At 64.6% G+C, this 25,281-nt stretch carries 31 protein-coding genes and 1 pseudogene; 17 read left to right on the forward strand and 15 right to left on the reverse strand.

The genetic code is table 11. The features are described from left to right. Positions 1-32 precede the first annotated feature (32 nt). The 3 genes from GGR16_RS11920 to GGR16_RS11930 are packed head-to-tail and all read left to right on the forward strand — an operon-like array spanning position 33 to position 2,558. Positions 33-197, forward strand: coding sequence for a DUF6889 family protein (locus GGR16_RS11920; RefSeq protein WP_183316739.1), 165 nt, complete (start codon positions 33-35; stop codon positions 195-197). Next, positions 190-2,037, forward strand: coding sequence for a phage tail tip lysozyme (locus GGR16_RS26525; protein ID WP_183316740.1), 1,848 nt, complete (start codon positions 190-192; stop codon positions 2,035-2,037). Before GGR16_RS11920 ends, GGR16_RS26525 begins: the two co-directional genes overlap by 8 nt. Beyond that, the gene (locus GGR16_RS11930) at positions 2,034-2,558 is read left to right on the forward strand and encodes a phage baseplate protein (protein WP_210289521.1); all 525 of its coding nucleotides are present in this window, start codon (positions 2,034-2,036) and stop codon (positions 2,556-2,558) included. The genes GGR16_RS26525 and GGR16_RS11930 overlap by 4 nt, the downstream gene beginning before the upstream one ends. Before the next feature lie 7 nt (positions 2,559-2,565). Here the strand turns inward: GGR16_RS11930 and GGR16_RS11935 are convergent, their stop codons facing one another. Next, on the reverse strand, positions 2,566-2,922 hold the full coding sequence (locus tag GGR16_RS11935) for a hypothetical protein (protein WP_183316741.1): 357 nt from the start codon (positions 2,920-2,922) through the stop codon (positions 2,566-2,568). Positions 2,923-2,987: 65 nt separating this feature from the next. On the opposite strand from GGR16_RS11935, the gene GGR16_RS11940 reads away from it, so the two are divergent. The 9 genes from GGR16_RS11940 to GGR16_RS11980 all read left to right on the forward strand — a co-directional run bounded on the left by GGR16_RS11940 (position 2,988) and on the right by GGR16_RS11980 (position 11,534). Beyond that, positions 2,988-3,305, forward strand: a complete 318-nt coding sequence (locus GGR16_RS11940) for a phage baseplate plug family protein (RefSeq protein ID WP_183316742.1) — start codon at positions 2,988-2,990, stop codon at positions 3,303-3,305. Beyond that, a complete protein-coding gene (locus tag GGR16_RS11945; protein WP_183316743.1) occupies positions 3,305-4,249 on the forward strand; it encodes a phage protein in 945 nt (314 codons plus the stop codon). Before GGR16_RS11940 ends, GGR16_RS11945 begins: the two co-directional genes overlap by 1 nt. After that, positions 4,249-4,953 carry a Gp138 family membrane-puncturing spike protein gene (locus GGR16_RS11950; protein ID WP_183316744.1) on the forward strand — a complete coding sequence of 235 codons (705 nt, stop codon included), beginning with the start codon at positions 4,249-4,251 and terminating at the stop codon, positions 4,951-4,953. The genes GGR16_RS11945 and GGR16_RS11950 overlap by 1 nt, the downstream gene beginning before the upstream one ends. 11 nt (positions 4,954-4,964) lie before the next feature. Beyond that, complete coding sequence (locus GGR16_RS11955; protein ID WP_183316745.1) at positions 4,965-5,318, forward strand: contractile injection system sheath initiator; 354 nt, start codon at positions 4,965-4,967, stop codon at positions 5,316-5,318. Further along, positions 5,318-6,496, forward strand: coding sequence for a baseplate J/gp47 family protein (locus tag GGR16_RS11960; RefSeq protein WP_183316746.1), 1,179 nt, complete (start codon positions 5,318-5,320; stop codon positions 6,494-6,496). The genes GGR16_RS11955 and GGR16_RS11960 overlap by 1 nt, the downstream gene beginning before the upstream one ends. A gap of 7 nt (positions 6,497-6,503) precedes the next feature. After that, positions 6,504-7,274 carry a DUF2612 domain-containing protein gene (locus GGR16_RS11965; protein WP_183316747.1) on the forward strand — a complete coding sequence of 257 codons (771 nt, stop codon included), beginning with the start codon at positions 6,504-6,506 and terminating at the stop codon, positions 7,272-7,274. 19 nt (positions 7,275-7,293) lie between these two features. Continuing rightward, entirely contained in the window at positions 7,294-8,436 is a 1,143-nt protein-coding gene (locus GGR16_RS11970) for a glycine-rich domain-containing protein (protein WP_183316748.1), read from the forward strand. Between the two features lies 1 nt (position 8,437). Beyond that, positions 8,438-9,001: a hypothetical protein gene (locus GGR16_RS11975; RefSeq protein WP_183316749.1), complete on the forward strand. Its 564-nt coding sequence runs from the start codon at positions 8,438-8,440 to the stop codon at positions 8,999-9,001. Between the two features lie 76 nt (positions 9,002-9,077). After that, positions 9,078-11,534, forward strand: coding sequence for an exo-alpha-sialidase (locus GGR16_RS11980; protein WP_183316750.1), 2,457 nt, complete (start codon positions 9,078-9,080; stop codon positions 11,532-11,534). Between the two features lie 2 nt (positions 11,535-11,536). Here the strand turns inward: GGR16_RS11980 and GGR16_RS11985 are convergent, their stop codons facing one another. The 3 genes from GGR16_RS11985 to GGR16_RS11995 are packed head-to-tail and all read right to left on the reverse strand — an operon-like array spanning position 11,537 to position 14,629. After that, positions 11,537-12,811 (reverse strand): class I SAM-dependent methyltransferase, encoded by a 1,275-nt coding sequence (locus GGR16_RS11985; RefSeq protein WP_183316751.1) that lies wholly within the window; start codon positions 12,809-12,811, stop codon positions 11,537-11,539. 41 nt (positions 12,812-12,852) lie between these two features. Then, a complete protein-coding gene (locus GGR16_RS11990; protein ID WP_183316752.1) occupies positions 12,853-13,599 on the reverse strand; it encodes an ABC transporter ATP-binding protein in 747 nt (248 codons plus the stop codon). 10 nt (positions 13,600-13,609) lie between these two features. Next, positions 13,610-14,629, reverse strand: coding sequence for an ABC transporter permease (locus GGR16_RS11995; RefSeq protein ID WP_183316753.1), 1,020 nt, complete (start codon positions 14,627-14,629; stop codon positions 13,610-13,612). A gap of 86 nt (positions 14,630-14,715) precedes the next feature. Between GGR16_RS11995 and GGR16_RS12000 the strand changes: the two genes are divergently transcribed. The 3 genes from GGR16_RS12000 (at position 14,716) to GGR16_RS12010 (ending at position 16,814) form a co-directional block, all read left to right on the forward strand. Then, positions 14,716-15,909: a peptidoglycan-binding protein gene (locus tag GGR16_RS12000; RefSeq protein WP_183316754.1), complete on the forward strand. Its 1,194-nt coding sequence runs from the start codon at positions 14,716-14,718 to the stop codon at positions 15,907-15,909. Then, positions 15,906-16,232 carry a hypothetical protein gene (locus GGR16_RS12005; protein ID WP_183316755.1) on the forward strand — a complete coding sequence of 109 codons (327 nt, stop codon included), beginning with the start codon at positions 15,906-15,908 and terminating at the stop codon, positions 16,230-16,232. The genes GGR16_RS12000 and GGR16_RS12005 overlap by 4 nt, the downstream gene beginning before the upstream one ends. Positions 16,233-16,445: 213 nt before the next feature. Then, complete coding sequence (locus GGR16_RS12010) at positions 16,446-16,814, forward strand: hypothetical protein (protein WP_183316756.1); 369 nt, start codon at positions 16,446-16,448, stop codon at positions 16,812-16,814. 82 nt (positions 16,815-16,896) lie between these two features. Here the strand turns inward: GGR16_RS12010 and GGR16_RS12015 are convergent, their stop codons facing one another. The 9 genes and pseudogenes from GGR16_RS12015 to GGR16_RS26245 form a co-directional block, all read right to left on the reverse strand. Continuing rightward, positions 16,897-17,502, reverse strand: a complete 606-nt coding sequence (locus GGR16_RS12015; RefSeq protein WP_183316757.1) for a hypothetical protein — start codon at positions 17,500-17,502, stop codon at positions 16,897-16,899. Positions 17,503-17,766: 264 nt separating this feature from the next. Then, complete coding sequence (locus GGR16_RS12020; RefSeq protein ID WP_343059689.1) at positions 17,767-17,976, reverse strand: helix-turn-helix domain-containing protein; 210 nt, start codon at positions 17,974-17,976, stop codon at positions 17,767-17,769. Continuing rightward, the gene (locus GGR16_RS12025; protein ID WP_183316758.1) at positions 17,969-18,412 is read right to left on the reverse strand and encodes a hypothetical protein; all 444 of its coding nucleotides are present in this window, start codon (positions 18,410-18,412) and stop codon (positions 17,969-17,971) included. Before GGR16_RS12025 ends, GGR16_RS12020 begins: the two co-directional genes overlap by 8 nt. Further along, complete coding sequence (locus GGR16_RS12030; protein WP_183316759.1) at positions 18,409-18,642, reverse strand: hypothetical protein; 234 nt, start codon at positions 18,640-18,642, stop codon at positions 18,409-18,411. The genes GGR16_RS12025 and GGR16_RS12030 overlap by 4 nt, the downstream gene beginning before the upstream one ends. Positions 18,643-18,806: 164 nt before the next feature. Beyond that, complete coding sequence (locus GGR16_RS12035; RefSeq protein WP_183316760.1) at positions 18,807-19,052, reverse strand: hypothetical protein; 246 nt, start codon at positions 19,050-19,052, stop codon at positions 18,807-18,809. Continuing rightward, positions 19,052-19,426, reverse strand: a complete 375-nt coding sequence (locus tag GGR16_RS12040; protein WP_183316761.1) for a hypothetical protein — start codon at positions 19,424-19,426, stop codon at positions 19,052-19,054. Before GGR16_RS12040 ends, GGR16_RS12035 begins: the two co-directional genes overlap by 1 nt. 84 nt (positions 19,427-19,510) lie before the next feature. Beyond that, complete coding sequence (locus GGR16_RS12045; RefSeq protein WP_183316762.1) at positions 19,511-19,786, reverse strand: hypothetical protein; 276 nt, start codon at positions 19,784-19,786, stop codon at positions 19,511-19,513. A 66-nt stretch (positions 19,787-19,852) separates the two neighbouring features. Then, a complete protein-coding gene (locus tag GGR16_RS12050) occupies positions 19,853-20,506 on the reverse strand; it encodes an SOS response-associated peptidase (RefSeq protein WP_183316763.1) in 654 nt (217 codons plus the stop codon). Between the two features lie 317 nt (positions 20,507-20,823). Further along, positions 20,824-21,052 (reverse strand): annotated as a pseudogene (locus tag GGR16_RS26245) (amidohydrolase); the annotation flags it as partial. 260 nt (positions 21,053-21,312) lie between these two features. Between GGR16_RS26245 and GGR16_RS12055 the strand changes: the two are divergent. Both GGR16_RS12055 and GGR16_RS12060 read left to right on the forward strand, forming a co-directional pair. Beyond that, the gene (locus tag GGR16_RS12055) at positions 21,313-22,143 is read left to right on the forward strand and encodes an alpha/beta fold hydrolase (RefSeq protein ID WP_183316764.1); all 831 of its coding nucleotides are present in this window, start codon (positions 21,313-21,315) and stop codon (positions 22,141-22,143) included. Positions 22,144-22,338: 195 nt separating this feature from the next. Further along, entirely contained in the window at positions 22,339-23,367 is a 1,029-nt protein-coding gene (locus GGR16_RS12060; RefSeq protein ID WP_019401575.1) for a homoserine dehydrogenase, read from the forward strand. Positions 23,368-23,418: 51 nt separating this feature from the next. Here GGR16_RS12060 and GGR16_RS12065 read toward each other — a convergent pair whose 3' ends face one another. Continuing rightward, complete coding sequence (locus GGR16_RS12065; protein WP_053193364.1) at positions 23,419-24,330, reverse strand: AraC family transcriptional regulator; 912 nt, start codon at positions 24,328-24,330, stop codon at positions 23,419-23,421. Next, positions 24,327-25,268 (reverse strand): helix-turn-helix domain-containing protein, encoded by a 942-nt coding sequence (locus tag GGR16_RS12070; protein ID WP_053193351.1) that lies wholly within the window; start codon positions 25,266-25,268, stop codon positions 24,327-24,329. The genes GGR16_RS12065 and GGR16_RS12070 overlap by 4 nt, the downstream gene beginning before the upstream one ends. Between the last annotated feature and the right edge of the window lie 13 nt (positions 25,269-25,281).

Here is a 25,281-nt window from a genome sequence, read left to right on the forward strand (position 1 = left end):
CCATAGCACTCGCCGACGACCTCGACTGGCTCATGCGGCCGGTCATGCGGGGGCTTTGCCGGTTCGAAAGCCTGAAGGACGGCACGCTCGACCTGTGCGACCTCGCCCTCATGAACGAGGCGATCGATGTGCAGGACGAGAATGCCTATCGAGCCCAAGAGGCGATGCAAGGCCGAGAGGCGATGAACCGTGGCTGACAGCAAGACGATCAAGGAGTTTCTTGTCGGCCTGGGTTACAAGGTCGACGCGAGCTCCGAACGCAAGTTCAACGCCAGCGTTGCCGCTGCCACGAAGCATGTGCTTGCCCTCGGCGCGGCGCTGTCGAGCGCCGTGTCCGGCATCTCGGCATCGGTCGTCGCCATCGCGCGCAAGTTCGACGACCTCTACTACGCCTCGCAGCGCACCGGCGCCTCGGTCGAGAACATCCGGGCCCTGTCCTATGCCGTGTCGCAGATGGGCGGCACCTATGAGGGTGCCCGCTCCTCGATCGAGAACTTCGGACGCGCCCTGCGCACCAACCCCGGCTTCGGTTCCCTGATCCGCAGCCTTGGCGTCGCGACCGAGCAGAACGGCCGCCTGCGCGACACGGTCGATGTGCTGCAGGACCTCGGCAAGGTCTTCTCCCGGCAGCCCTATTACATCGCGAACCAGTACGCCCAGGCGCTCGGCATCGACGAGGGCACGCTGCGCGCCCTGATCGAGGGCACCGGCAAGTTCGCCGACGAATACAAGCGCATGGCCGAGCGCGTCGGCCTCGACAACAAGCAGGCTGCCGAATCGGCCAAGGAGCTGATGCGGGAGTTCCGGTCACTGGAGACGGCGATCATCGTCGTCGCCGACAAGATCCTCATCGAGCTCCAGCCGACCATCACCCGCTACATGCGGGACCTGAAGGAGTGGTTCCTCCAGAACGAGGACACGATCAAGAATGCGCTCCACACGATCCTCGAATCGATCCGCTCGCTGACGAATGCCTTCGGCGCGCTCGTCGAGGGCATCAAGCCGGTCTGGCAGGCCTTCGACAGGCTCGCCGAATCGATCACCGGCCAGAATGGCCTGCAGGTCGCATTCGAGGCCTTCGCGATCTACCTGACCACGAAGTGGCTCATGCGGGTGCTCGGCGCCTTCAGCGCGGTCGGGCTCGGGTGGAACGCGCTTCTCCTGCGCCTCGGCATCGTCGGGGCTGGCGCCTATATCGCTTCCGAGGGTGCCACCGCGGTCACCGGCATCACGCCCGGGCAGGCGTGGGAGAGCTACCAGAAGGAAGGCCTCGGCAACATCAACGACTTGCGCGGCTGGTGGAGCCGGAACATGCCGACCTGGCTCGGGGGCGGCGGCAAGACCGCTCCGCCGACCAGCGAGCAGAAGCGGGCCTATGCCAAAGAGAGCTATCTCTTCTGGCGTTCGAAGGGCCTCAGCCACGAAGCGGCCCTCGGGCTCGTTGCCAACGAGCAGGCCGAGAGCGGCTTCAATCCGAACGCCCGCGGTGATGGCGGCCGGGCACACGGCATCTTCCAGCATCACCCCGACCGGCGCGCCAAGATCCTCGCCGGCACTGGCATCGACATCTCGACGGCCTCGCATGCCGACCAGCTCAAGGCGGCCTACTGGGAGATGACGGAAGGGCAGGAGCGGGCGACCTGGCGGGCGCTGCAGGGCGTCAAGTCGGCCGGCGAGGCGGCTGCGATCGTGACGAGGCTCTACGAGCGCCCGGCGGACATCGCCGGAGAATCGAGGAAGCGCGCCGCCATCGCAGAGGGATGGTCGGAACTGGCCCATGGGTGGACCGCGCCGCCGGCATTCGATCCCGGCCGGTTCGCCATCGGGGGGCGCTCGCCATGGCAGATGGGGGGTGGCCGCACCATGCTGATGCCGCCCGACGTGGCCGGCGGATCGTCGAACGTCAACCTGCACCAGCGGACCGAGATCAACGTGCTCGGCTCCTCTGATCCGGCCGCGACGGCGCAGCAGGTGGCCGGCCAGCAGCAGGGCGTCAACTCGACGCTGCTCCGCAATGCGCAGGGGGCATTCCGATGAGCATTCTCGACGAGGCCTTCGCCCTGCTGATCCGCAACGGCCGGGCGATCGGACCGATCATGCCCCACGTCGTGGTGCAGGAGGTGCACCGCGACGACTTGATCATTACCGATCACCCGGTCGAGCGGGGCGCCGCGATCTCGGACCATGCCTTCAAGCGGCCGTCCGAGATCGAGATGCGTTGCGGCTGGTCGAACAGCACGGCCCGCGCCGAGGGCTATGTCCAGGAGGTCTACGAGACGCTGCTGGCGCTCCAGGCGGTGCGCGAGCCGTTCGACGTCTACACCGGCAAGCGGGCCTACGAGAACATGCTCCTGGGCTCGCTGTCGGTCACGACGGACGAGCATACCGAGTTCGTGCTGATGGTCACGGCACGGCTGCGCGAGGTGATCATCGCCGATACGCAGACGACCTCGGGAGCGCCTCAGAGCGCGCAGGCCTCGCCCCAGAAGACGGCAGCTACGGCGAACACGGGCCAAAAGCAGCTCGCGCAGGCCCAGTACGCGCCGGGTGGCCTGTAGCGCTCGCCTACTTGCTGCCGTCGATCATCATGAGGCGTTCGTTGACCCAGCCGCTGCCGTAGGCGGTCTGGACCTGCCAGCGCTTGCCGTCCTTGCCCAGGATCTTAGCGGGCGCGTGGTCCGGGACCGATCTGCACACGACCTGGTCACGGTCGCAGACCGGAGCCCCGGACTTCACCCAGCATGCCTCCTGCTGGGTGGAGGTGCACAGGCGCCTGATGCTCTCGTCCCACGTCTCGGCGCCCGCCGACGGCATCTGCACCAGGATGTACAGGATGCCGAGGCCGATCAGGCCGAAGACGACCCGCATGAACCCCGGGAAGAGGATCGCGAGCAGGATCAGGACGAGAAGGGAAATCAGCATGTGTCGGCTCCCATGCCGCGCATCCTACCAGATCCGACCGGCCCTTACACGAGGATGCCGACCTCATGGCAACGACCTTCGAAGTGCCGCTGTCGCCCATGCCGCAGCGGTTCCTGATCACGCTCGGCGATACCGAGTATCAGCTGACGCTGACCTATCGTGACGCGCCCGAGGCGGGATGGATCCTCGACATTGCGGACGTCGACGGGAACACGATGATCGCCGGCATCCCGCTCGTGACCGGCGCCGACCTCCTCGAGCAATACGGCTACATGGGGTTTGCCGGCGCGCTCACGGTTGCGACGGACGGCGACCTCGACGCGGCGCCGACCTTCCATAACCTCGGCACCGAGGCTCATCTCTTCTTCACGGTCGAGGACTGATGGCGAAGCAGTGGCTACGCGAGATCCGGCTCAAGGTCGGCAGCAACTCGCAGGAGATCGACGTCTCCCAGATGCGCATCAAGTTCGTGGTGCGGCACTGGGAGCTCCAGACGCCGGCGCATTCCGACATCATCATCTACAACCTGTCGGACGAGACCGCGAACCGCATCAAGAAGGAGTTCACCACCGTCTCGCTCGAGGCGGGCTATCGGGAGAACTTCGGCCTCATCTTCCGCGGGGAGGTGAAGCAGATCCGCAAGGGACGCGAGAACCCGGTCGACACATACCTCGCCATCCTCGCTGCGAATGCCGACCGCGCCTACAACTACGCCGTTGTGAACAAGACCCTCGCGGCCGGACACACCTTCCGCGATCAGGTCGAGACGTGCATCCAGGCGATGAAGCCCTACGGGGTGCAGGTCGGCCATATCGCGGATCTCGGCTCGCAGAAGATGCCGCGGGCGGCCAGCCTCTTCGGCATGGCGCGCGACGTGCTGCGGCGCGTCTGCTTCGCGACGAACATGAGCTGGTCGATCCAGAACGATCGGCTGCAGATCGTGCCGAACCGCGAGGCCGCGCCGGGTGAGGCCATCGTGCTGAACTCGCGGACCGGTATGATCGGCCTGCCCGTGCAGACCATCGACGGCATCCTCGTGCGCTGTTTGCTCAATCCGCAGATCGTGCCCGGCAAGCGGGTGAAGATCGATCAGGCGAGCGTGCAGGAGGCCCGGTTCAATCCGTCGTTCACGGCCGAGGTGCACAACGCCATGATCCCGTCCACGGCCGACGACGGGCTCTACAAGGTGCTCGCGGTCGACCACATCGGCGATACGCGCGGCCAGCCCTGGTATTCCGACCTCACCTGCATCCGCGCCGACGGCCAAGGGCCGCTGCCGCTCGGCCTCGCCCAGCGAGGCATCGCACTCGACCCGGAGCAAAGCTGATGGACCTTCGCGAACGCATCGGCGACCTCGACGAGGGCTTGCAGGCGGCGCTCGACGGACGCCAGGCCGCGATGTGGACCGCGCTGCCGTGCACCGTCGTCAGCGTCGACCTCGCGAACCAGACCTGCGTCCTTCAGCCGACAGTCAAGGCGGCGGTGCGCAAGCCCGACGGCTCCCAGGAATGGGTCAGCCTGCCGGTCCTGCAGGACGTGCCGCTGCACTTCCCCGGCGGCGGCGGCGTGACCATGACCTTCCCGATCAAGGAGGGCGACGAGGCGCTCGCCGTCATCTCGTCGCGGCCGATCGACAGCTGGCATCAGTCCGGCGGCGAACAGCAGCAGACCAGCGCCCGGATGCATGATCTGAGCGACGCCATGGCCTTCGTCGGGTTCCGGTCGCAGCCGCGCAAGCTGAGCAACGTCAGTGCCGAATCGACGCAGATCAGAAGCGACGATGGCCAGACGAACATCGACCTGCACCCGTCGAACGGCATTGGCCTGACGACGCCGCAGAAGGTCGGCATCAGCGCCGGGAACGGCCTGGAGATGGAGATCAACGGCGGCTCGGGCACGGCGACCATCAAGGGGACGCTGGTCGTCGAGGGCGACGTCATCGCCGGCGGTGCCGGCGGCGTCAGCCTCCTGAACCACGTCCATACCAACGTCGAGCCGGGCGCAGGCCTGTCGGGTCCGCCGGATCAATAGGAGGCAAAGGGGTGCGCTATCGCAAGCTCGACGAGAACGGCGACTATGTCTTCGGCCGCCAGCAGGCCGATTTCTGGCGCGACGTGCCCGAGGCGCCGGCACAGGCGGTGTGGACCCGGCTGCAGATGCAGTACGGCGAATGGTTTCTCGACACCACGGACGGGACGCCGTGGAAGACCAGGGTGCTCGGCAAGTACACCGGATCGACGCGCGATCCCGTGATCCGGGCCCGCATCCTCGGCACCGAGGGCGTAACCGAGGTCGTGAGCTACTTCAGCGACCTCGATCGCAACACCCGCAAGTTCTTCGGACAGGCCGAGATCGACACGATCTACGGCCGCACCACGGTTCAGGGGCCGATCTGATGGCGACGCCGGTTTGCACGATCGACGAGAATGGCATCCATGCCCCGACCTATCAGGCGTGCCTCGACTACTTCAAGGCGGAATACCGCGGCATCTACGGCCAGGACGTCTACCTCGAGAACGACAGCCAGGACGGCCAGCTCCTCGCGCTCTTCGCGCTCGCCCTGCACGATGCCAACAGCATGTCGGTGTCGGTCTACAACGCCTTCTCGCCCTCCTCGGCGCAGGGCGTCGGACTGTCGCGCGTCGTCAAGATCAACGGCCTCAGGCGGAACGTCGCCACATCGTCGACAGTCGATCTCAGGATCGTCGGCGTCGCCGGCACGACGATCAGCAACGGCGCCGCGGCCGACGATGCCGGCAACCGCTGGCTTCTCCCCGTCAATGTCACCATTCCGCCGGCGGGCGAGATCACGGTCACCGCGATCGCGGCGCAGCCCGGCGACATGAAGGCCGCACCGGACACCATCACGACCATCGCCACGCCGACGCGCGGGTGGCAGTCCGTGACCAATCCGAGCGATGCGGTCCCGGGCGCGCCGGTCGAGCGTGATGCGGCGCTCAGGCGCCGGCAGGCCGTCTCGACCGCACTGCCCTCGCGCACCGTCCTCGAGGGCATCGTCGGCGCCGTGGCGTCGATCAGCGGCGTCAACCGGTACCGGGTCTACGAGAACGACACCGACATCACGGACGTGAACGGCATCCCGTCGCACTCGATCGCGTTTGTGGTCGAGGGCGGCGATGCCCAGACGATCGCCGAGACGATCGCACGCAAGAAGACGCCGGGTGCCGGGACCTTCGGATCGACCACGGTCACCGTGATCGACGCCTATGGCGTGACCCACGACGTCAGGTTCTCCCGGCCGGTGCAGGTCGACATCAGCGTCGCCATCGTGCTCAAGCCGCTCGCCGGCTACACGACCGGCGTCGAGGAGAGCATCAAGCAGGCGGCCGTCGACTATATCAACGCCGTCGAGATCGGTGGCGGCGAGGCCCGCGTCGTCGAATGGGGCGAGGTCATCGAGGCGATCAAGAGCATCGCCGGCAAGGATGCGTTCCGCCTCGTGTCGCTCGACCTGTCGTCGCCCGGCGGCCCGGGAACGCCTGATATCACGCTCGCCTTCGACGAAGCGTCGCATTGCGACATCGCCGACGTCACTGTCTCCATCGCCCCGTGAGCGTCCCATGGCTGACTTCGACACGACCGCTGCGAGCTTCGTGCTCACGGCGGACAGCACGGTCGTCACCGCGGACGTGGCGCCGGCACCGCCTGCACCGGCCGAGAACGTCGAGGAATACCTCGGCCGCATCACCTCCTGGCACCGCGGCAAGCCGAAATTCGTCGCGACGGTCCGGGCGGTCGCCCAGGTCATGGTCGACGTCGCCGACTTCACGGCCGACCTTCCCGAGGATTTCGACCTCGACCAGGCCATAGGGGCGCAACTCGACGTCGTCGGCGAGTGGATCGGGCGGTCCCGCTTCATCGAGACGCCGATCCCCGGGCTCTACTTCTCGTTCGACACCGAGGGGAGGGGTTTTGACGAGGGTATCTGGAAGGGGCCGTACGACAGCGAAACCGGCATCAACCGGCTCGACGACGACACCTACCGGATCCTGCTGCGCGCCAAGATCATCGCGAACCAGTGGGACGGCACCAACGAGACGATCAAGGAGGCGCTCGACACGATCTTCACCGATGGATCGACATACCTGTCCGTCATCGACAACTACGACATGTCCATGACCATCGGCGTGTCCGGCAAGGTCCCGTCCATTCTGTTCCTTGCCATCCTGAGCCAGGGCTACATCCCGCTGAAGCCTGAAGGCGTTCGCGTCAATTACCTGATCACGTCGGTCAACTACGCGCCGCTCTTCGGCTTCGATATCGAGAACGAATACATCGGCGGCTTTGACAAGGGCGCGTGGGGCGTCCCGCCGGAGCATTTCACCTCCTGACCCATAGGGACCATCATCGATGGCAACGAATGACTTCCTGCCGTTCGGCACGGGGGCGGGCGCGAACGTGCTCGACCAGGCGAGCTGGGCTGCCCTTCAGGCGCGCCAGACGGGCTTTCAGGCGGGCATCGCCCAGTCCCCTCAGTTGAACAAGACGTGGCGCCAGGCCGCATTCATGGCTGCGATGATCGGGCAATTCATGGCCGATCTGACTGGCCAGGACGTGTTAGATGACGGCGATATGGCGCAAAAGCTGGCCATCTTCGAGGCTGCAATCCGTAGCCAGAGCCTCAACTACATCGTAGCTGGCGGAACGGCCACGGCGATGACATTGTCGCTCGACCCGGCGCCCACGGATTATTCCGCCATCATCGGAACGCCTCTGCGGATTGTCGTTCCACTGGCTTCCACGGGCCCCGCGACCCTCAACGTGAATGCCCTAGGCGCTCGTCCCGTTCGCTATCCTCGAGACAGCGAGATTGCAGCCGGTGACTGGGGTGCCTCCGAACTCATTGAGGTGGTTTTGGATGCAGGTCAGGTCTTTCGGTTCCGACGGGTTTTCTCGCCGATGGACATCTCGACGCTTGGTGCCATTCCGAGAGGCGCCCAGATCTTCACTTCGACCGGATCTATCATCGTTCCCCCAAACGTATTCCGCATGCGCGCACGCGTTTGGGGCGGCGGAGGCGGGGGGGGTGGTTCCAATGCTGGCTGGGCCGGCGGTGGTGGCGGCGGGGGCGGCTACGCCGAGGGCTTCTTCGCCGTCACCCCGGGGCAGTCGATACCGGTCACAGTCGGCGGCGGCGGGGGGGCGGCAGGTGGTAACGGAGGTGCTGGAGGGACATCGTCGTTCGGTGCGTTCTGCTCCGCGAGTGGCGGCGACGGTGGCCTGGGCGGCTTCGGGAATCTCGGGACGCGCGGCTTGGGGGGCACAGGCACGGGAGGTGCAATCAACTTGTCTGGATCACCGGGCAACTCGGGTGGAGGCAACAACGATCGGTTGGGCGGAGCAGGCGGGGCGGCACCATTCGGGGGCTCGGGAACCTGGTTTGGAACCTCCGTTGGTGGCCAGTCGAATTCCCCTGGCGGAGGCGGCGGTGGATCCGCCAATGGCAATACACCGGCGCCTGGTTCTCCGGGCCTCGTGATTGTGGAGTGGTAGTATGAAGGCAGTGCGTTTGCAGGGGGGCATCGTCGTCGAGGTCGCCCCGGTCCCCGACGGGTTCGGTATCCAGGACTGCTTTCATCCGGATGCCGGAATGCTGGCGGCGCCAGACGTCGTTGATGTCGGTATGGTTTACATCGACGGCGAGTACCATCCCGCTCCCACACCGCCCGGCGGGCCACATTCCACCATCGGTGTGGCCAAGGAACGACTTCTGGCCGCGATCGACGAGGATGCTGAACGGGAGTACCAGCGCTTCATCGTTCCGGGGACTGGCCATGGGCTCGTCTATCTGGCCAGGCTTGATCAAGCGCGGGAAGCGCTGACCGCCAGCCGACCAAAGGCCGCCGACTTTCCATTGCTCGCAGCCAGCCTCGGCGTTGACGGAAAATCAATCACGGAGATCGCCGAATCGGTCCTCGCGAAAGAAGACGCATGGCGGAAGGCGGCTGCCAGAATTGAGCGTGTCAGGATGGCTGCACGGCAAGCGGTCAAGGCTGCATTGGATGATTCCGAGGCATTGGCGGCGTATCAGTCCGTGACATGGCCGGGCCCGCAATAGCGGGATCCTTATCATCACTTCTGGAAATCGAGCCGTTCGGCGCCGAGGGGCTGCCGGACGCAGGAGGCTTTTTGCAATGGCTCAGCAGGTCATCAACATTGGCACCGCGCCGAACTCTGGAGATGGAGATCCGCTGCGCGAGGCATTCTCTAAGGCAAACGCGAACTTCAGCGACCTGTATGCCGGTCAGGCCGCCACGAACTCCGCGCTGTCGGTTGAGCAACAGACGCGCGCCAATGCCGACGATGGGATGCAGGCCCAAATAAGCGCACTGAACTCCACCGACGGGATCGTCTCTGCCCTTGGTTATGCGCCCGAGAATGCGGCGAGAAAGGGCGAACCGAACGGCTATGCTGGCCTCGACGAAGGCGGGAAGATACCGACCAACCAGCTGCCAGAGACGGTGCTCGGCGCTGTCTCGTATCAGGGCACGTGGAACGCGGGCACAAACTCCCCTGCGGTTCCGGCAGCGGCCCCCGGGAACAAGGGATGGTACTACATCGTCGCTGTTGCCGGAGCGACGGATATCAGCGGCATTACCGATTGGGAAGTGGGCGATTGGGTAATTTCCGACGGTGTAGCATGGAGCAAGGTCGATAATACAGAGCCGCCGGTCTTCCAGGGGGACAGCGGGGAGGGAGGGGCGATCGGTCTTGTCCCGGCGCCTGCCGTTGGCGATGCGCAGAAGCCTCTTCTCGGTAACGGATCGTTCGGCAAGCTAACCGTGGAAGGTCTCGCCGATGGCGCCCTGTCAGCCGACGCGGATGGCCGGGCGAAGATGGCTAAGAATTTCCTGCTTGACGAGCATGTCGATCCGAACGCTGGGATCTCTGCAACGAAGATTGGGTATGAGAACGCCAACAGCGGCCTCGACGCGCAGACCGTTCAGGATGCGATTGATGAGGTAGCGGTGGGAGGCCCGCTCGGCCCGCGGCCTGGCACACCGCTTGGGACCCATGTCGCGACACCTTATCGAACGTGGACCTCGATCACCACACCATCAATACCTCTCGACGGAACGCCGCCGCGCTTCGACGAGGGACTGCGATTGCAGGCCGTGTCCTTTGAAGTCAGCCGACCGAATAACCGGCTGTGGGTCGAGTGGGAGGGCGTGGTTGCGAGAGGCGCCAACACCACGCACCCAGCGGTCACGCTGTTCCTGGACAATGAGACCAGCGCGCGAGCCGGCGCGTGGTTGACGCCACCGGCGAATTCCGCGGCAATTCTGCGAGCGGCCGGGGAAATGATCCCTGGAGCGGCTGGCGTCCACACGGTCTATGCAAACGTGGGGCCCGGCAACAACAACGAGCCGGTCTACCTCAACGGATCGAGCGCCTCTGCCACCTGGGGCGGCGCGCTTGGAACGCAGCTCCGGGTGACCGAAGTAGCCGGCGAGGTGATCACGTGGGCCGGCGGTCAGGGGCCCAGCTCGCTTCAGAGCGAGCCTCAAAGCGGAACGTTGTCGGCGCCAGCACCAAGCCTCACGAACTACACCGTCGGCGCACCGAGCGGCGCGGCGCCGACCCAGGGCGATCTGGCTTCCCATCGGTACCGCCACCATACCGCAGTCGCAGAGCATAATGGCCGCGTGTGGGTTGCCAACAGCAGCAGCGGGACGAACGAGGATGCGGGCGGCCAGATGACGGTCGTGGCGCAGAGCCCCACGGGGACGGTATCCTTCTCCGCGCCCATCCTCGTCATGCCGCCGCAGTCGGCATTTTCTGGCACCGGTGCGAGCTATGTCGCCGGTACACGAATCAGTTATCCGCGGTGCTTCGCCAAGCATGAAGGAAAGCTCTACGTCATCTCGGCCGTTGATCAGGTCATCGCGCCGAACCAGATGTTGGGCATTCTTCTCGGCGCTCGGGAGTGCCTGGACGATGGCACTGTAGGTCCGCTGTTCCGCATCTCGACGGAGAGCTACACGCCGGCCAGCGGGGTTGCCGCCATCGACTACGACCCGGTGCTGGGACCGCCGCTGCTTGAACAGGCGATCCTTTACGGCCAATGGGGCGGCACGACCCCAGGACTATCACCGACGGTGTCCTGGACGATGTGGGCGCAGCAGGCTGGGGATCTGTTCGCCGAGCCGACAACGGTTGACGCGAAAGGGGACGGCTACGCACTTGTGCGACTGTGGCGCCGCGTCACAGCTCCGACCAACAACCTGTGGGCGCAATACTCGACCGACGGCGGCCTTTTGTGGAGCGATATCCGCGAGACCGACCTGCCGAACTCGCCGAGCACCGCCTACGGCATTAGGTTGCCTGATGGCCGCATTGCCGTGACGGGCAACCTCAACTCGGACCGAGACCCCCTCTATCTGGCTCTGTTCGAAGAGGAATATCGGGTTCGGCAGTCGCTCTGGTATGTCCGCCAAGGCGTACCGACGACGCCGACTTATCCCGGCGAATACAAGGGGGGCGGCGCCTCCTACGCCTCGCTTGCCATCGGCGCCACGGACCTGTGGGTCAGCTACTCGATCGCGAAGGAGACGATCGGGGCGACCAGAATACCGCTATCTGGTTTGTGACCCTAAGGCGTCGAATTCGGCTCAAAGGCGAGGACTGTCAACCGACTGTCCCTGCCCACATTCCAAGGCTCGACGTCGTAACGAGCGTAGGCGGCCTTCTCCGCGTGGACCAAACGGAACCCAAGAGCTTGCATCGCCAGGATGTAGCTCTCAGGGTTCCGGTTGAACACCGGGGGATCGCCGTCTCGACGCCAGCGGTCGTCCATAATCTCGGCGATGATGAAGCGCTTCCGACCTCCTGCAGCCTTCCGAAGAATGCCTGGCAGTACATCGTCATTTATGTGCAGGAGGACTGTATAGAACAGCACGCAAGGAGCGGGAGGGTACGCATATCCTTCGTCGAAGATGCGAATGTCGTGTGCTGGCAATAACGACCTTGCGACATTTACTGCCGTTGGATTGATCTCGACACCGAGATATTCGTCCGGTTTGAACAGCGATGCTATCCGACCAACTCCGCATCCAATCTCAAGAACTGGTGAGTGGCCACCTATCGCATTATCAAGGACCCGGCGGATATCGAAGCCTTCTGGGAAGTCGTGGCCGATTTCCGGCTTGATGTGAGCGGTGCCCTGGGAGATCCAGAATGCCTCCTCCGAATTGCGCCACGGTTTGCCGGATTTTCGCTGCTCAATGCCCTCGGGTGTGATTTCGAACTGCGGCTTGCTACTCGCTCTTCCATCGGTCTTGGGCCCGCGAGAGGCCTGCCAATGCTTGATAACCGGATCCGCCTCCTGCTCAGCGTCGAATATCTGGAGGTATGAGCGCGGTAGCCAATACGTGCGCAGTCGGTGAGTCGCTGCCGTGTCGCACCACGCCGACTGGAGATGTGTTTGATCCCACGTTATCGGATCCGCTTCGCATCGAAGGACCCATTGATCGAGCAGCGCTCCAGCGGCCGGCGACTTGCCGAAATAGAGTGTCCCGCTGCCGAATTGCCAGCCATTCCAACGATGGACGGCGAAGTCGGCATCGATGGTATTGAAGAGCTTTGGGTAAGTCTCGACCGTTGCGTCGGCGTCGAGCCATACGATAGGAACGCCGGAAGCGTTCCAAGCGTCCCGGATAAACCTGGCCTTTCGGGCGCAGTCGGCCTCCCATACACCTGAGCTTCGTAATGGGGCGATTTCGTAAGGAACCTGCCAGCGGTCGAGAGTTTCCCGGAGCCGCGCCGCATGTTCTGCGTATTCGTTGTCCTCCGTAAAGAACGACACGACCTTGTATCGAGGCTCGCCGCTGGTGCCTGTGCGCAGTCGAGACATCAGGTTCCGGATCATTGCGTCAGCCCCCCCAAAAAATGACATTCGATACTTCTTACCTATGCAGCTTTCTTGTATTCACGCATGACATCGTCAACGCTGCCGATTGCCTGAATGACCCCTGCTTTCAGGTAGACAGCCTTGTTGCACCAAGTCTTGATGATCTCCTCGGAATGTGAGGCGACCACGAGGATGCTAGCTTTTTCTACGAACCGCGACATCCGCTCGCGCGCCTTCGATAGGAACTTCGCGTCTCCGGCGAGAACCCACTCGTCCATGAGCAGGATGTCCGGTTCCAGGGTGGTTGCGACCCCCAGTGACAGGCGCATCTGCATGCCCGACGAATAGGTGCGAACCGGCAGGTCGAGATATGGGCCGAGCTCGGTGAACTCCTCGATCTCAGGCGCGAACCGCTCAAAATCCTTCGGTGGAATGCCTAGGTACATGCCGCGGGTCAGGATGTTCTCTCGGCCGGTCATGTCGCCGTTTAAGCCGAGATTTAGATCGAGCAGCGGGACGATCTCGCCATCCGTACGGATATAGCCGGCGGTCGGCTCATAAATGCCGGCCATGACGCGCAGGAGCGTCGACTTGCCCGAACCGTTCGGGCCAATGAGTGCGATACGATCGCCAGGATGGATGTGCATCGAGATGCCCTGCAGCGCGTGCACAATGGGAAGGGCTCTCGCGTCTCGCTGGATAGCGCCTCCCGTCGCCGTGGAGACGATGGTTTTCTTGAGTGAACGATGTCCAGTGTGGAGCACCGGAAAGCTGAGATGGAGGTCTTCGATCAGAATTTCGGCCATGCTTAATGCCTCAGACCCAGTAGACAATCTGCCGGCGCGCCCGCACGAATAAGGCCGCGGCTACCGCGAAGCCCACGGGAAGACACCCCAGGGCGAGCAGGACGAGGGGAGCTGAAATGACCTCGCCCAGCAGCGGGGCCCGGATGAGTTCGATGAGCGCCGCGAACGGATTGATGTTCACGATCCACGGACTGACGTTCTGAAGCTTATAGCTCCACATGACCGGCGTGATGAAGAACCCGATTTGCAGGATGGAGCCAATAATAGGGGCGATATCTCTGAAGCGGGCGCACAGGATAGCGACAACCACCCCCATCCACACGAGATTGAGGCATACGATCACGAAACCGGGAATGACGAGCAGCGTCTCCCAGGTCAACGGTATCTGGAACCACAAGAAGATGATCACGTAGATCGGAAGGTTATGAATGAAGGCGATGATGCTGCGCCATATGACCTGAAAGACGATGGCGAGCCGTGGAACCTTCATCTGCTTCATGACATGGCTCGCCGACACGAACGCGTTGCAACTATCGTTGATCGTGCCCGTGATGAAGCCCCACGTCGTGACACCCAGTGCCATGTAGGGCAGATAGTGCGCCATATCGAGCGAGAAGAGGCGGGCGTAGAGCGGCCCGAGACCGGCGATGAACACGCCAGTCGTGATTGTGAGCCAGAACGGACCCAGCATCGAACCCCGATAGCGCTGGACGATATCCTGCCAGCCGAGCGAGACCCAGAACCAGGTGAGGCTGAGGGCCCGCTTCAGGTCGTCGATTGCCATCTCGACTTGGCTCGGCATTTTGCGCGTCCGCGCGTCTTGGCTTAGGTCACTCATATTCGACCATTCTCTGACGGTAGGAGCCGTCGTTGGGCTGCATGTTGCAGCGCGCTCATTAGCGGCTTTGGGCCGCGAGGACAATTCCGCCGATGCACCCATCGGGAGGGGGTAGAACGGCGACAGGTAGCTCGACAGAGTGAATTTCCCAAGACGGATCATCGACATATCCCGCACCATCGCATTTCTCATGGTGGTCGCGCTCGCGGTAGTTCTCGCTGCCAGCGTCCACCGCCCTGTTCCCGCGCGTGAAATGATGAGCTTCTGAAGGAGACCCCATGCGCACCGTCACCGTCGCCGACCTGCGGGCCATCGCAGGCGGGCCGGCTCCGCTCGCCTCGAAGCTGGTCGGGCCCATCAACACGCATGCCGCATCGCAGGGCATCACGACGCCGCTGCGCATGGCGCACTTCCTGGCGCACATGGCCGAAGAGACCGACGGGTTCCGCGCCCTGGTCGAGAACCTCAACTACACTTCGGCCGCGAGGATCCGGCAGGTGTGGCCGTCCCGGTTCAAAACGGACGCCGCGGCAAAGCCGTTCGTGCGCAAGCCGGAGGCGCTCGCCGAGAAGGTCTATGGCCGGAGGCTCGGCAACACGGCGCCCGGCGACGGCTGGCGCTATCGCGGCGGCGGAGCGTACATGCTCACCGGCCGCGACAACTACCGGCGCTTCGGTGCCGCGGCCGGCATCGATCTCGAGGGCAACCCCGAGCTGGCGCGAGATCCGGAAACGGCGATCGAGGTGGCGGCGCGGTACTTCGCCGCCCGGATGACGGCGGCGGCCGACCGGGACGATATCGAGGGCACCACGCGCGCGCTCAACGGCGCACTCACGAACCTTGCTGCGCGCCGCACCTATCTGGCGCGCGCCAAGTCGGCGTTCGGCGTGATGGCCGCCCCGGCGAAGGTGTCGGGGGGCAAGGATGCCTCCCGGGCGTCGAAGGCGGATCTCATGCGCCTGCAAGGGATGTTGCGCGATCTCGGCTATGCCGAGGTGGGCATGGTCGACGGCAAGTGGGGCAGCCGCACGCGCGGTGCGCTGCTCGCCTTCAAGGCCGACAACGGGCTGCCGGTCTCGACCGAGCTCGACGAGGCGACGTGGGCCGCGCTGGCACGTGCTGCGCCGCGGGAGGTCTCGACGGCGCGAGCGGAGGCCAAGACGGCGCCGAGCGCAGCCGCGAAGGCGGCGCAGGCCACGAAGCTGATCGGGGGCACGGCAGCGGGCGTCGGCGCGGCCGACGCGGCCCTTGAGCCGGCCGGGGGCATCAGCGGCTTCCTCGGATGGCTGACGGGCATCGGCGATATGGTCGGCTCGTTCACGGGCGCGCTCGCGCCGTTCCGCGATCTGTTCGCGTCGCTCGCCGGCAACTGGCCCCTGCTGCTCCTGATCGGAGGCGCCATCCTCTTCCTCGTCGGCCGTCACATCTTCCGAGACGAGGTCGAGAGCTACCGCGCCGGGGAATGGTCATGATCTCCGCCGTCGTGTCGGCGGCGACGTCCCGTGCCGGCCTGGCGGCGATCGGGCTCGTCGCCGGCTTTCTCTACGGTCACCACGTCGCCGGCCGCGGCGCAACTGTCCGCGATCTCCGGTCGGAGGTCGCCACGCTGCGGATCGACCTCGCCATTGCCAAGGGGGCGGCCGAGATCGTCGCGGTCGAGACGGCCGATCTCGACCGGCTGCAGGCCGAACTCAGGGGGAAGAACGATGCCTATGCCGCCGATCTGGCGAAGAGGCCGGATGATCGCTGCCGCCTCACTGGCGCTGATGTACGCCGCGTGCACGGCAACCGGTAATGCGCCGGCATCGCGAGATATACCGTCGACCGCGACCGCCGGCGCCCTATTCCAGCCGGTGCCGCATCCACCCGTCCGGGAAGGCGACGACGCCCGGCAGAAGCTCGCCGAAACCACAGCGGCGCTGACGATCGCCAACCGCCGGATCGTCGGCGCCCGGGCGTGGGTCGAGGACATCAGGGCGCGCCTGATGCAAGGGGCAAGGGGACAGTAATGCCGGATCTGCAGCCGCCTTCGGGCAACCTGGTGTTCCTCGGCGTCAACGTCGTTCACCTCGCGTCGGGGGTAGCCGGCGGCATCGTGCGGGGCCTGATCAATCCCTCCTACACCTGGACGGCCCGGATCTCGTCGGCGGTGGTCGGCGGCCTCACGGCCGGCTACGGCACGCCCGCGACGGCACACTTCGTCCGCCGCTGGCTTGAGCTCTGGGGGTACCCCTTCGGCGATGTCGAGGGCTCGGTGGGCTTCCTGCTCGGGCTGTGCGGCATGACGATCTGCGATGCCGTGATCCGCTGGGCGCGTCGCTGGCGCGACGGTCCACCGTCCGCTCCCCTTCCGCCCCCACCGCAAAGAACATGTTGAGCCCACGGGCCACTTTATCGCTCAGTTGTTCGAATGGCCAGGGATCAGCGAGCGCCGCGAGATTTGAGTTGCGCGTGAGGGCTCAATAAATCCGGACTTCTAGCAGCCTCTTATCATAGGGTTCCGCAACGGGGTCGACGTCACATTCATACATCTTGCGCGCCCACGAGCCGAATTCATCCCGCATCGCAATCTTGTCTCCAATAAGCGTGATAATGCCATTTTCTTTATCCTGCCAGCGAACTCTCGACAGCCGATCAAATACCCCCCCAAGCCACTCATATTCGTACTCGGCCATTGTTTGGACCCGCTTTAGACAAAGGGATATCCCCACCTGTACGGCTTTCTTGCTCCAGCATTCGAGATCAGATCGGCATGCCGCCACCTTCTGCTCTTCATCGGCTTTTTGTTTCGCGAGCTTTTCCTCGTTGAAAGCGCGCCATTCATCAGCCCGTGAAAAACCCTCCTTCTCGGCAGCGATGCGGTCTTTGTTGTCGATAAATCCTGCCCTGCGAGAATTATAGTCGGCGTATTCCATGCCAGCATACACGGCAATAGCTGCAATAACTAAGAAGAATCCGGCTAGCGCCTTGCGCTTCTCCTTGTCTCCGAAGAAAGCGGCGGCCGCCAAGTTCCAAATTATCGCTGCAATAGCGAAAAAGCAAATAGACGCAAAGATAAACTCCATGCCAGCCTCCCGCCCAAAATTGCCCCGGGCCACGTATCTAATGGGATATGAAGCGCCTCGCAAACGCGGCGACCTCGCCGTCGGCTGGGCACGCAAGCTCCGCGACAGCCTGCCGCCATCGCCTCCCATCAACCGCTGTTGAGAATTGGCGCTCCGGCGCCTCATAGATCCGGACAGTCCGGATGCCGAGTGGCTCCCAGCGCCACTCTGGCTGTTGCCTGACTTGCCCCGCTCGGCTTCGGCCGGGCGGGGCTTTTTCACGTTTCAGGGGCCGGCGCGGTCGATCAGCGTCATCAGCCGTCGCAGGCTTGCCTCGCGGTCGCATTTTCCGCCGTCGCACCATTTGTCATAGGTGGAGCGCGGCACGCGCAGCTCGGCCGCAGCCTGGTTGCGCGTCCAACCGCGCTCGGCGACCCATGCCTTGAGACACTCGCTAAATGGCCGCGGGTCTGCCTCCCAATCGTGATCAGCCACGGGGCGCGTCTCCCATCTCGATCCATGCCCAGGCGATGCAGCGCTCGTAATCAGCTAACCACGAGGCGGCCGGGATAAGCAGATCGGGATTATCGATCCGCACCGCGAGCCATGGCGCATCAGGCATTGGGCCGATATCTCCCGCGCTCGCCTTATGGAGGCTACGCCACAGCTTGTCCGCGCCCCGCGATCGAGGCGCGACGCCGAGGGTCGCCAGCGGCATGCCGTCGCCATCCTCGACCGTCGCCACGAGAAATCCACCGTGCGATGTGGCGCGCAGGCGATACGGCGCGAGCGTCGGGACCGGATCGCGGCCGTCCTCGAGCGCTCGCGACAAATGCACCCGCATGGCGCGCAATACGTGCTCCGGTATCTCGTCTCGCGGCGAGCGTCGGCTATGGCCGGTGTCGATGGTATAATGCCAGAGATAGGTCATGCGGGGGCGCCCTCTTTGGCGTATTTGACTGTGATAATCCCCTTGAGGATCGGCAGTATCTTGCGCATCTCGCGCCACCGCTCCGCCGGCACGGACCACATCCAGACGTGCCCCTCTCTGACCAGGCCGCGCGGCCATTTACGGGCACCCTGAACGCTCTCGATCAGGCGCACGCACCGACTGTCCGGTGGCAACGCGACCTCGAAGCCGGGCGCGCCATCCAAGAGCACGGCCCTCCCATGGAGGGTGCAGCTATAGACGGGTCTGCCCGTCGGACGCTTGCCAACCGGATGGCTGGTATATCGTGGGCCTCCGCCCAGGTCTCGCCATGCCGACCAGTCCTCGAAAAAGGCCCCGTCTCTGAGCCTTTGGGTCTCGGGTGAGACGTCCACGATCAAGCCTCCTCGCGCGTCCGGTAGCCGGTCAGGTACTTCGCGGCATGGATCAACTCGTAACCGATGGCGCGGCCATGCACCTGCGCATCCATGCCGATCCACGCCCATTGGGAGCCGTCGTCGCGGCCATGCCGGCTGCGCCAGCCGCGGCCGCGGGTGATCTTGGCCTCGAGGTAGAGACCGGCCTGACGGCCGGCCTCGACCAGGGAAAGGAGCGCCATGCGAGGGCGGGGAGCGACGAACATCAGCGGACCTCCTTCGCGAGGGCAGCAAGACCCAGGTCGCGGCGGTCGATCCACCATTTGGCGCCCGACTGCGCGAAGATCTTGATGAGGGCCCGTTCGCCGGCGAGCTTCTCGGTGAGGGCGGCCGCCTTGGCCTTGGTCTCATCGATCCACTCGGCCGGATCGTCGAGGCGGATCGGGCCAACGCTCATGCCGTGCGCCTGAGCGGCGCGAGCGACCATGTCGGCGACCTCGTCAAGCGCCTTGGCGCGGATGTCCTTGGCCCAGGCGACCTGCTTTTCGGAGCCCACGAGTTCCGGCGCCTCGACGAGCTCGACGCGATAGCCGGTGTAGGCGCTGCCGTTGTCCTTGAGGGTGACGACGAGGCGGGTCATCTTTGTATCCTTCCCACTGTTGGCCCCGAGGAGCGGGCTCAGCGCGTCGCTGATGGAATTAACATACACCGTTATGGTGTATAGTCAAGCGCCGCCTCGCTCCTCGGCGGTCTTCCACGCTGGGCGAGGATCCGGGTGCACTGTGAGCTGGACGCGCTTGCCGCCGCAGGCCTTGCATCTGAGGAGCGGCGCCAGGTGCTTGTGCAGGGTGCTGTGATCCGGGCCAAGGCGCTCGGCGAGGGCGTGCAGGTCAAGCTCCTGCGAGTGTCGGCAGTCGAGATTGAGGCAGTACGCCGTGATGCGGTGCCCGTACCGAATGCACTGTGCGATCGTGGCGATCGTGATCGAGCGGCCCGACATGATACCCTCCTGTTCGGAAGGGGCGTTCTTGTATCGTTCTCATGTGGGAGGTCAAGCGGCGAGGCGCTACTCCGGGCGCTCCGGCGGCGGCACGATCGCCAACATGTCGTCGGGCAGTGGGCGTTGCAGCTCGCGGGCGATCTCCCACGGCGCCGTCATCCACGTCTCGACCTCTTCGGCGTCTGTGAGGATCACCGGCATGGCCTTGGGATGGATCGGTGCGACCACAGCGTTTGGCGGGCAGGTCAAGAAGCCATAAAGCTCAAAGTCTCTCTCGCCGTCCCGCACCTTCTTGACGCCGCGCCACGGCGCCCAAATGCCTGCGAAGAACATGATCGGCCGCTCATCGCGGTGTGCGAACCAGGCGTTCGGTGTCCGCTGCCCCTCGACCTTGGCCGCCGGGTTTGGCTCGGCGAACCTGGAGAACGGCACGACGCAGCGGCTCTCGGGGCCGAGCCACCGGCGCCAGTGCGGCGAGCTCGTGTTGCGGATGTTAGTCACGCCGGGGTCGTAGTTTTTGATGAAGGCCGGCGGCGAGGGCATGCCCCAGGTCGCCATGACCATCTCACGCTCACCGTCCGCCCCGACGCGGACGACAGGTGCGAGCGTGCCGGGATAGATGTCGCGCGACGGTTCGTTCCAGCCGCTTCGGTCGACCATGCCGCGCGTAAGGTCAAGGATCGCTTCGCGGTTGCTCCGGACATTGTAGAGATTGCACATGGGCGGCTCCTCGTCGGCTCGCCGCCATTTCATCAATCAAGCGGCCAGTTCGGCAACCTCATTCGGCGCGCCGAACCCGCGCCACAATCCGAGGTCAATGATTTCAACGGCTTGCGTTCGGCTATAGCGGCCGAAACGGGCCTCCGCTACCACCTTTCCCCACACCCCACGCACGCCGTTCGGATAGGCCGTCTCCCCGAGGAGGGCATTGAGCCGGCCGGCGATCTCGACCTGGACCCCGCCCGGCTTCGAGGGATCGCGAGACGACCAGCCTGTCGATCTCGCGGTCGAGTTCTCCCATCCTGGGTTGGAGCCGGCTCGGCACGCAGCTTCTCGATGATCGCGTCGTCGTCGGGATAGCTCCGGAAACCGCCGTCGGCGTCGACGACGCTCGTCATCCCGAGGCTGTTCCGCTCGCGCATGCAATGGCGGGACGAATTGATCTGGTACTCGCAATCCAGCTTCGGCCCCTTTGGCCAGCGGCGAACAGAGGATCGTCGCATTGGGCTGCGCCGGCAGCAGCCTGGTCGGATTGCCGGCGTCATCTCCTGAGACCTCTATGACCGAGCGATGGCACGGTACGCGCCTCGCCACGATGTTCCGGGGCAGGAATCCGTCTGCGGCGGCAATCGGCCCGCAAGATCGGCACTTGCGCAGCAGCTTCCGCGCCGCAGCACGTTCGCCAACCCGCTAGAACCATCACGCGAAAAGCAGGTGGCAAGCGTTGCGACCCGGTGAGAGCGCCGCTACGAAAGACTCCTGCCATTTCGGGTATCCGCTCAACCTGGTTTGGAAGGAGACGTGCAATGGCAACCATCACCACATCCGACGGGACCACCCTCTTCTACAAGGATTGGGGACCGAAAGACGCGCAGCCTATCGTGTTTCACCATGGCTGGCCGCTCAGCGCCGAGGACTGGGACAACCAGATGCTGTTCTTCCTGTCCGAAGGCTACCGAGTGATCGCGCATGATCGGCGCGGCCACGGCCGGTCCGACCAGACCGACACCGGCAACGACATGGACACATATGCCGCGGACGTGGCTGAGATCGCCAAGGCGCTCGATCTGCGCGACGCGGTCCATATCGGCCATTCGACCGGCGGCGGCGAAGTCGCGCGTTATGCGGCGCGCGCCGAACGCGGCCGTGTGGCCAAGGCCATTCTGATCGCAGCGATCCCGCCGGTGATGGCTCAGTCCGACGCCAACCCGGGCGGCGTTCCGATGGAGGTCTTCGACGGGTTGCGCTCCGCCCTGGCGGCAAACCGCGCGCAGTTCTATCGCGATCTGCCGAGCGGACCCTTCTACGGCTTCAACCGGGAGGGCGCGAAGGTCAGCCGGGGCCTGATCGACAATTGGTGGCGCCAGGGCATGAGCGGCGGCGCCAAGGCGCATCATGACTGCATCGAAGTGTTTTCGGAGACCGACTTCACGGAGGATCTGAAGGTAATCACCGTTCCCGTGCTGATCATCCATGGCGAGGACGATCAGATCGTGCCGATCGAGAACTCGGCCTTGAAGGCGATCAAGCTCGTCAGGGACGGCACGCTCAAGACCTATCCCGGCCTTTCTCACGGCATGTTCGCCACGCATCCGGATGTGGTGAACCCGGATATGCTGGCCTTCATCCGCGCCTGAGACGGCTTCGCCGAAGGCAGTCGGCGGCCGCGCCGGCCGCGATCGCCGCAAGCGCGCCTTCGTGCACGCCCTGCTCGCCGTCGCTGGCGCGAGGATAGACGGCCGGATAGGGTCGGCTTTCAACGGGAATGTGTTCGGCGCTGTTGGAAGCTTTGGCGATCCGTGCTCGATGCTCGAAGATAAGGCATTGAAACCATGAATGTCGTCAGGATCGCGATTGCCGGTTTCGGGGGCGTGGGCCGCGCCACAGCCAACCTTCTCCTGGCCCGCCGCGAGCGCTACCGGCAGGTCCATGGAGCCGACATTCGCCTCGTCGCCGTATGCGGCTCGCGATCCGGACTGGCCGACGCGGACGGTCTCGAACCCGGGCGCCTGGATGCGCTCGAGCCGGGTCTGTCGGGCCCGGCCTTCATCGAGGCGAGCGGCGCCGACATTCTCATCGAGGCGGGCCCCAGCGATTTTCGAACCGGGGGTCCCGGCCTCGCCTATATCCGATCCTCCCTCTCGTCGGGGCGCGACGCGATCGTCATATCCAAGGGTGCGCTGGTCCACAGCGGACCGGAGTTGCGGGCCCTGGCGCGATCCTCGGGCGCGATGCTGAAACTCAGCGGCGCCGCCGCCGCCGCGCTGCCGACGATCGACCTTCTCGAGCACAGCCTGAAAGGCTGCGAAGTGCTCGAGATCGAGGGCATTCTGAACGCCACCACCAACTACCTGCTCGACGCGATGATGAATCAGAACCTCGGCTTCGACGAGGCGCTGGCGCGCGCCCAGGCGGGCGGTTTCGCAGAAGCCGACCCGCGCAATGATACCGAGGGCTGGGACACCGCCAGCAAGCTCATCCTGATCGCCAATTTCGGCCTGGATGCCGACCTGACGATGGACGATCTCTCCGTCGAGGGCGTTCAGTCGATTGCGGCGCACGATATCGAAGCGTGGCGAAAGCAGCGTCTCGTTCCCAAGCTCGTCGGTCGCCTTGTCCGGACAGACAGCGCGACGCGGGCAGCCGTCGGCGTCCGGACCTACCCGCCGAGCGATCCGCTTGCGCATGTGTCGGGAAAGAACAAGGCGATCCGCATCACCACGGATGCGATGGGCGAGACGATCGCGATCGGATCCGGAACGGAGCCTCTCGCCACCGCGGCCGCCGCGCTGAAGGATCTCGAGCATATCCTGACGGCGAGAGCGGCGCGGGCTTCTCGTGGTTCGGGAGGAGAGGCATGACACGCTAATTCCATCGGCAAGCTTCCCGCCGCCAGGCGCCGCCATTGAAAGTCACTGCGGCGCGATAGAACGCACTGGATCGCGAATCGCCCGACGATAGTCGGTCGGGCTCATGTGCCGATGCTTGATGAACATCCGGGCCAGCACCTGGTTCGACGAATATCCCACCTCCTGCGCGATCTCGGTGACCGGAAGGTCCGTCGTCTCAAGGAGTTCGCAGGCTTTCTCCATCCTCAGCCGGGTCAGGTACACCCGTGGCGGCACACCGACGCTCTGCTTGAACATGCGCGCGAAATGAAAGGGTGAGAGTCGGGCCTCCGCGGCCAGTTCATCGAGGCTGATGTCTTCCGAAAGCCGCGCCCGCATAAGCTCCAAACACCGCTGCTGAGCCCACGGAGCAAGACCGCCCTTTGCAGTCGCCAACGGTGTCCCGCCCAACCGGCACAACTCGGCCATAATCTCCAAACCTGCAGCCCGCGCCAGCAGCCGCGAAGGTACCCCCTCGTCATTGCAGAGAGCCCACAGGTTCCGCAGCGCCGACCGGATGGCCGGTGAGTCGAACACTCGGCCGTAGATGCAGGAGTTGTCGAGCGAGAACCGGCCGCCGGCGGCTTCGTCAAGCACGCCTTGCCATTGTGCCACAGGGAACGCCAGGCTGCGGAGCCGATGGCTGTCGTCATTGATCACCGTGGTCGCGAAGTTCGGCGCGGCGACGGCGAGGGTGCCTTTCACGGTCGTGATATCGAAGCGGCCTCCTCCCAGGTCTCCCCTGACACGACTGCAGCCAAGCATGTCCTCCATCAGGACGATGTCCGGCAGGGCCGGGCGGGACATGTCCCCGGCTGGTCGCTGGACCTCAAGAAGGTCGAGAATTGCGCCCGGGGATTTCATCGTGCGCAAGTAGGACGCATGTCGGCCGTTGCTGTGCCACTGGGCGAATGACGAATGGGCATGGACGGTCATTGCCGTCCCTCCAGAGCCGGACGCGCGCGAAGTGAGATCGATGGGCGAACCGGATCGCGAACGGCCCGACGATAGTCGGACGGGCTCATGTGTTGATGCTTGATGAATACCCGGGCGAGAACCTGGTTCGACGAATATCCCACCTCCTGCGCGATCTCCGTGATCGGAAGGTCCGTCCGCTCGAGAAGTTCGCAGGCTTTCTCCATCCTCAGCCGGGTCAGGTACACCCGTGGCGGCACACCGACGCTCTGCTTGAACATGCGCGCGAAATGAAAGGGAGAGAGCCGCGCTTCGGCCGCCAGTTCGTCGAGGCTGATGTCTTCCGAAAGCCGCGTCCGCAGCAGTTCCAGGCAGCGCCGCTCCGCCCCGGGGGCAAGGCCGCCCTTTGTCGGAGTGAAAGGTGCTCCGCCCAGCCGGCACAACTCGGCCAAAATCTCGCAGCCTGCGGCCTGCGCCAACAGGCGCGACGGCGCACCCTCCTCATCGCACAAGACCCACAGGTTCCGCACCGCGGACCGGATCGTTGGCGAAGCGAACGCCCCCATACAGAGTTTCTGATAGTCCAGAGAAAACCGCCCTTCGGCGGCTTCATCCAGAACAGGCTGCCACTGCGCCAACGGAAACGACAAGCTGCGAAGCTCATGCGCTGCGTCGACAATGACCGTGTTTGCGAACCGCGGAGCAGAGAGAAAGAAGCTGCCCTTTTCACTCCTCACAACGAAGCGCCCCCCTCCCATATCGCCGCTGACACGACTGCCACCATGCAGGTCCTGGTATAGGACGAGATCCGGGACGGCGGGGTCGGACATGTCCCCGGCCGGCTGCGCGGCCTCCAGCAGATGAATGATGTCACCTGCGGACTTAATCGTGCGCACATAGTGCGCAAGGTGACCGTTGCTGTACCATTGAGCGAAAGAGGAATAGGCAGGCACGGTCATGCGGTGTCTCCTA

This window comes from Chelatococcus caeni (assembly GCF_014196925.1).
Classification (GTDB): domain Bacteria; phylum Pseudomonadota; class Alphaproteobacteria; order Rhizobiales; family Beijerinckiaceae; genus Chelatococcus_A; species Chelatococcus_A caeni.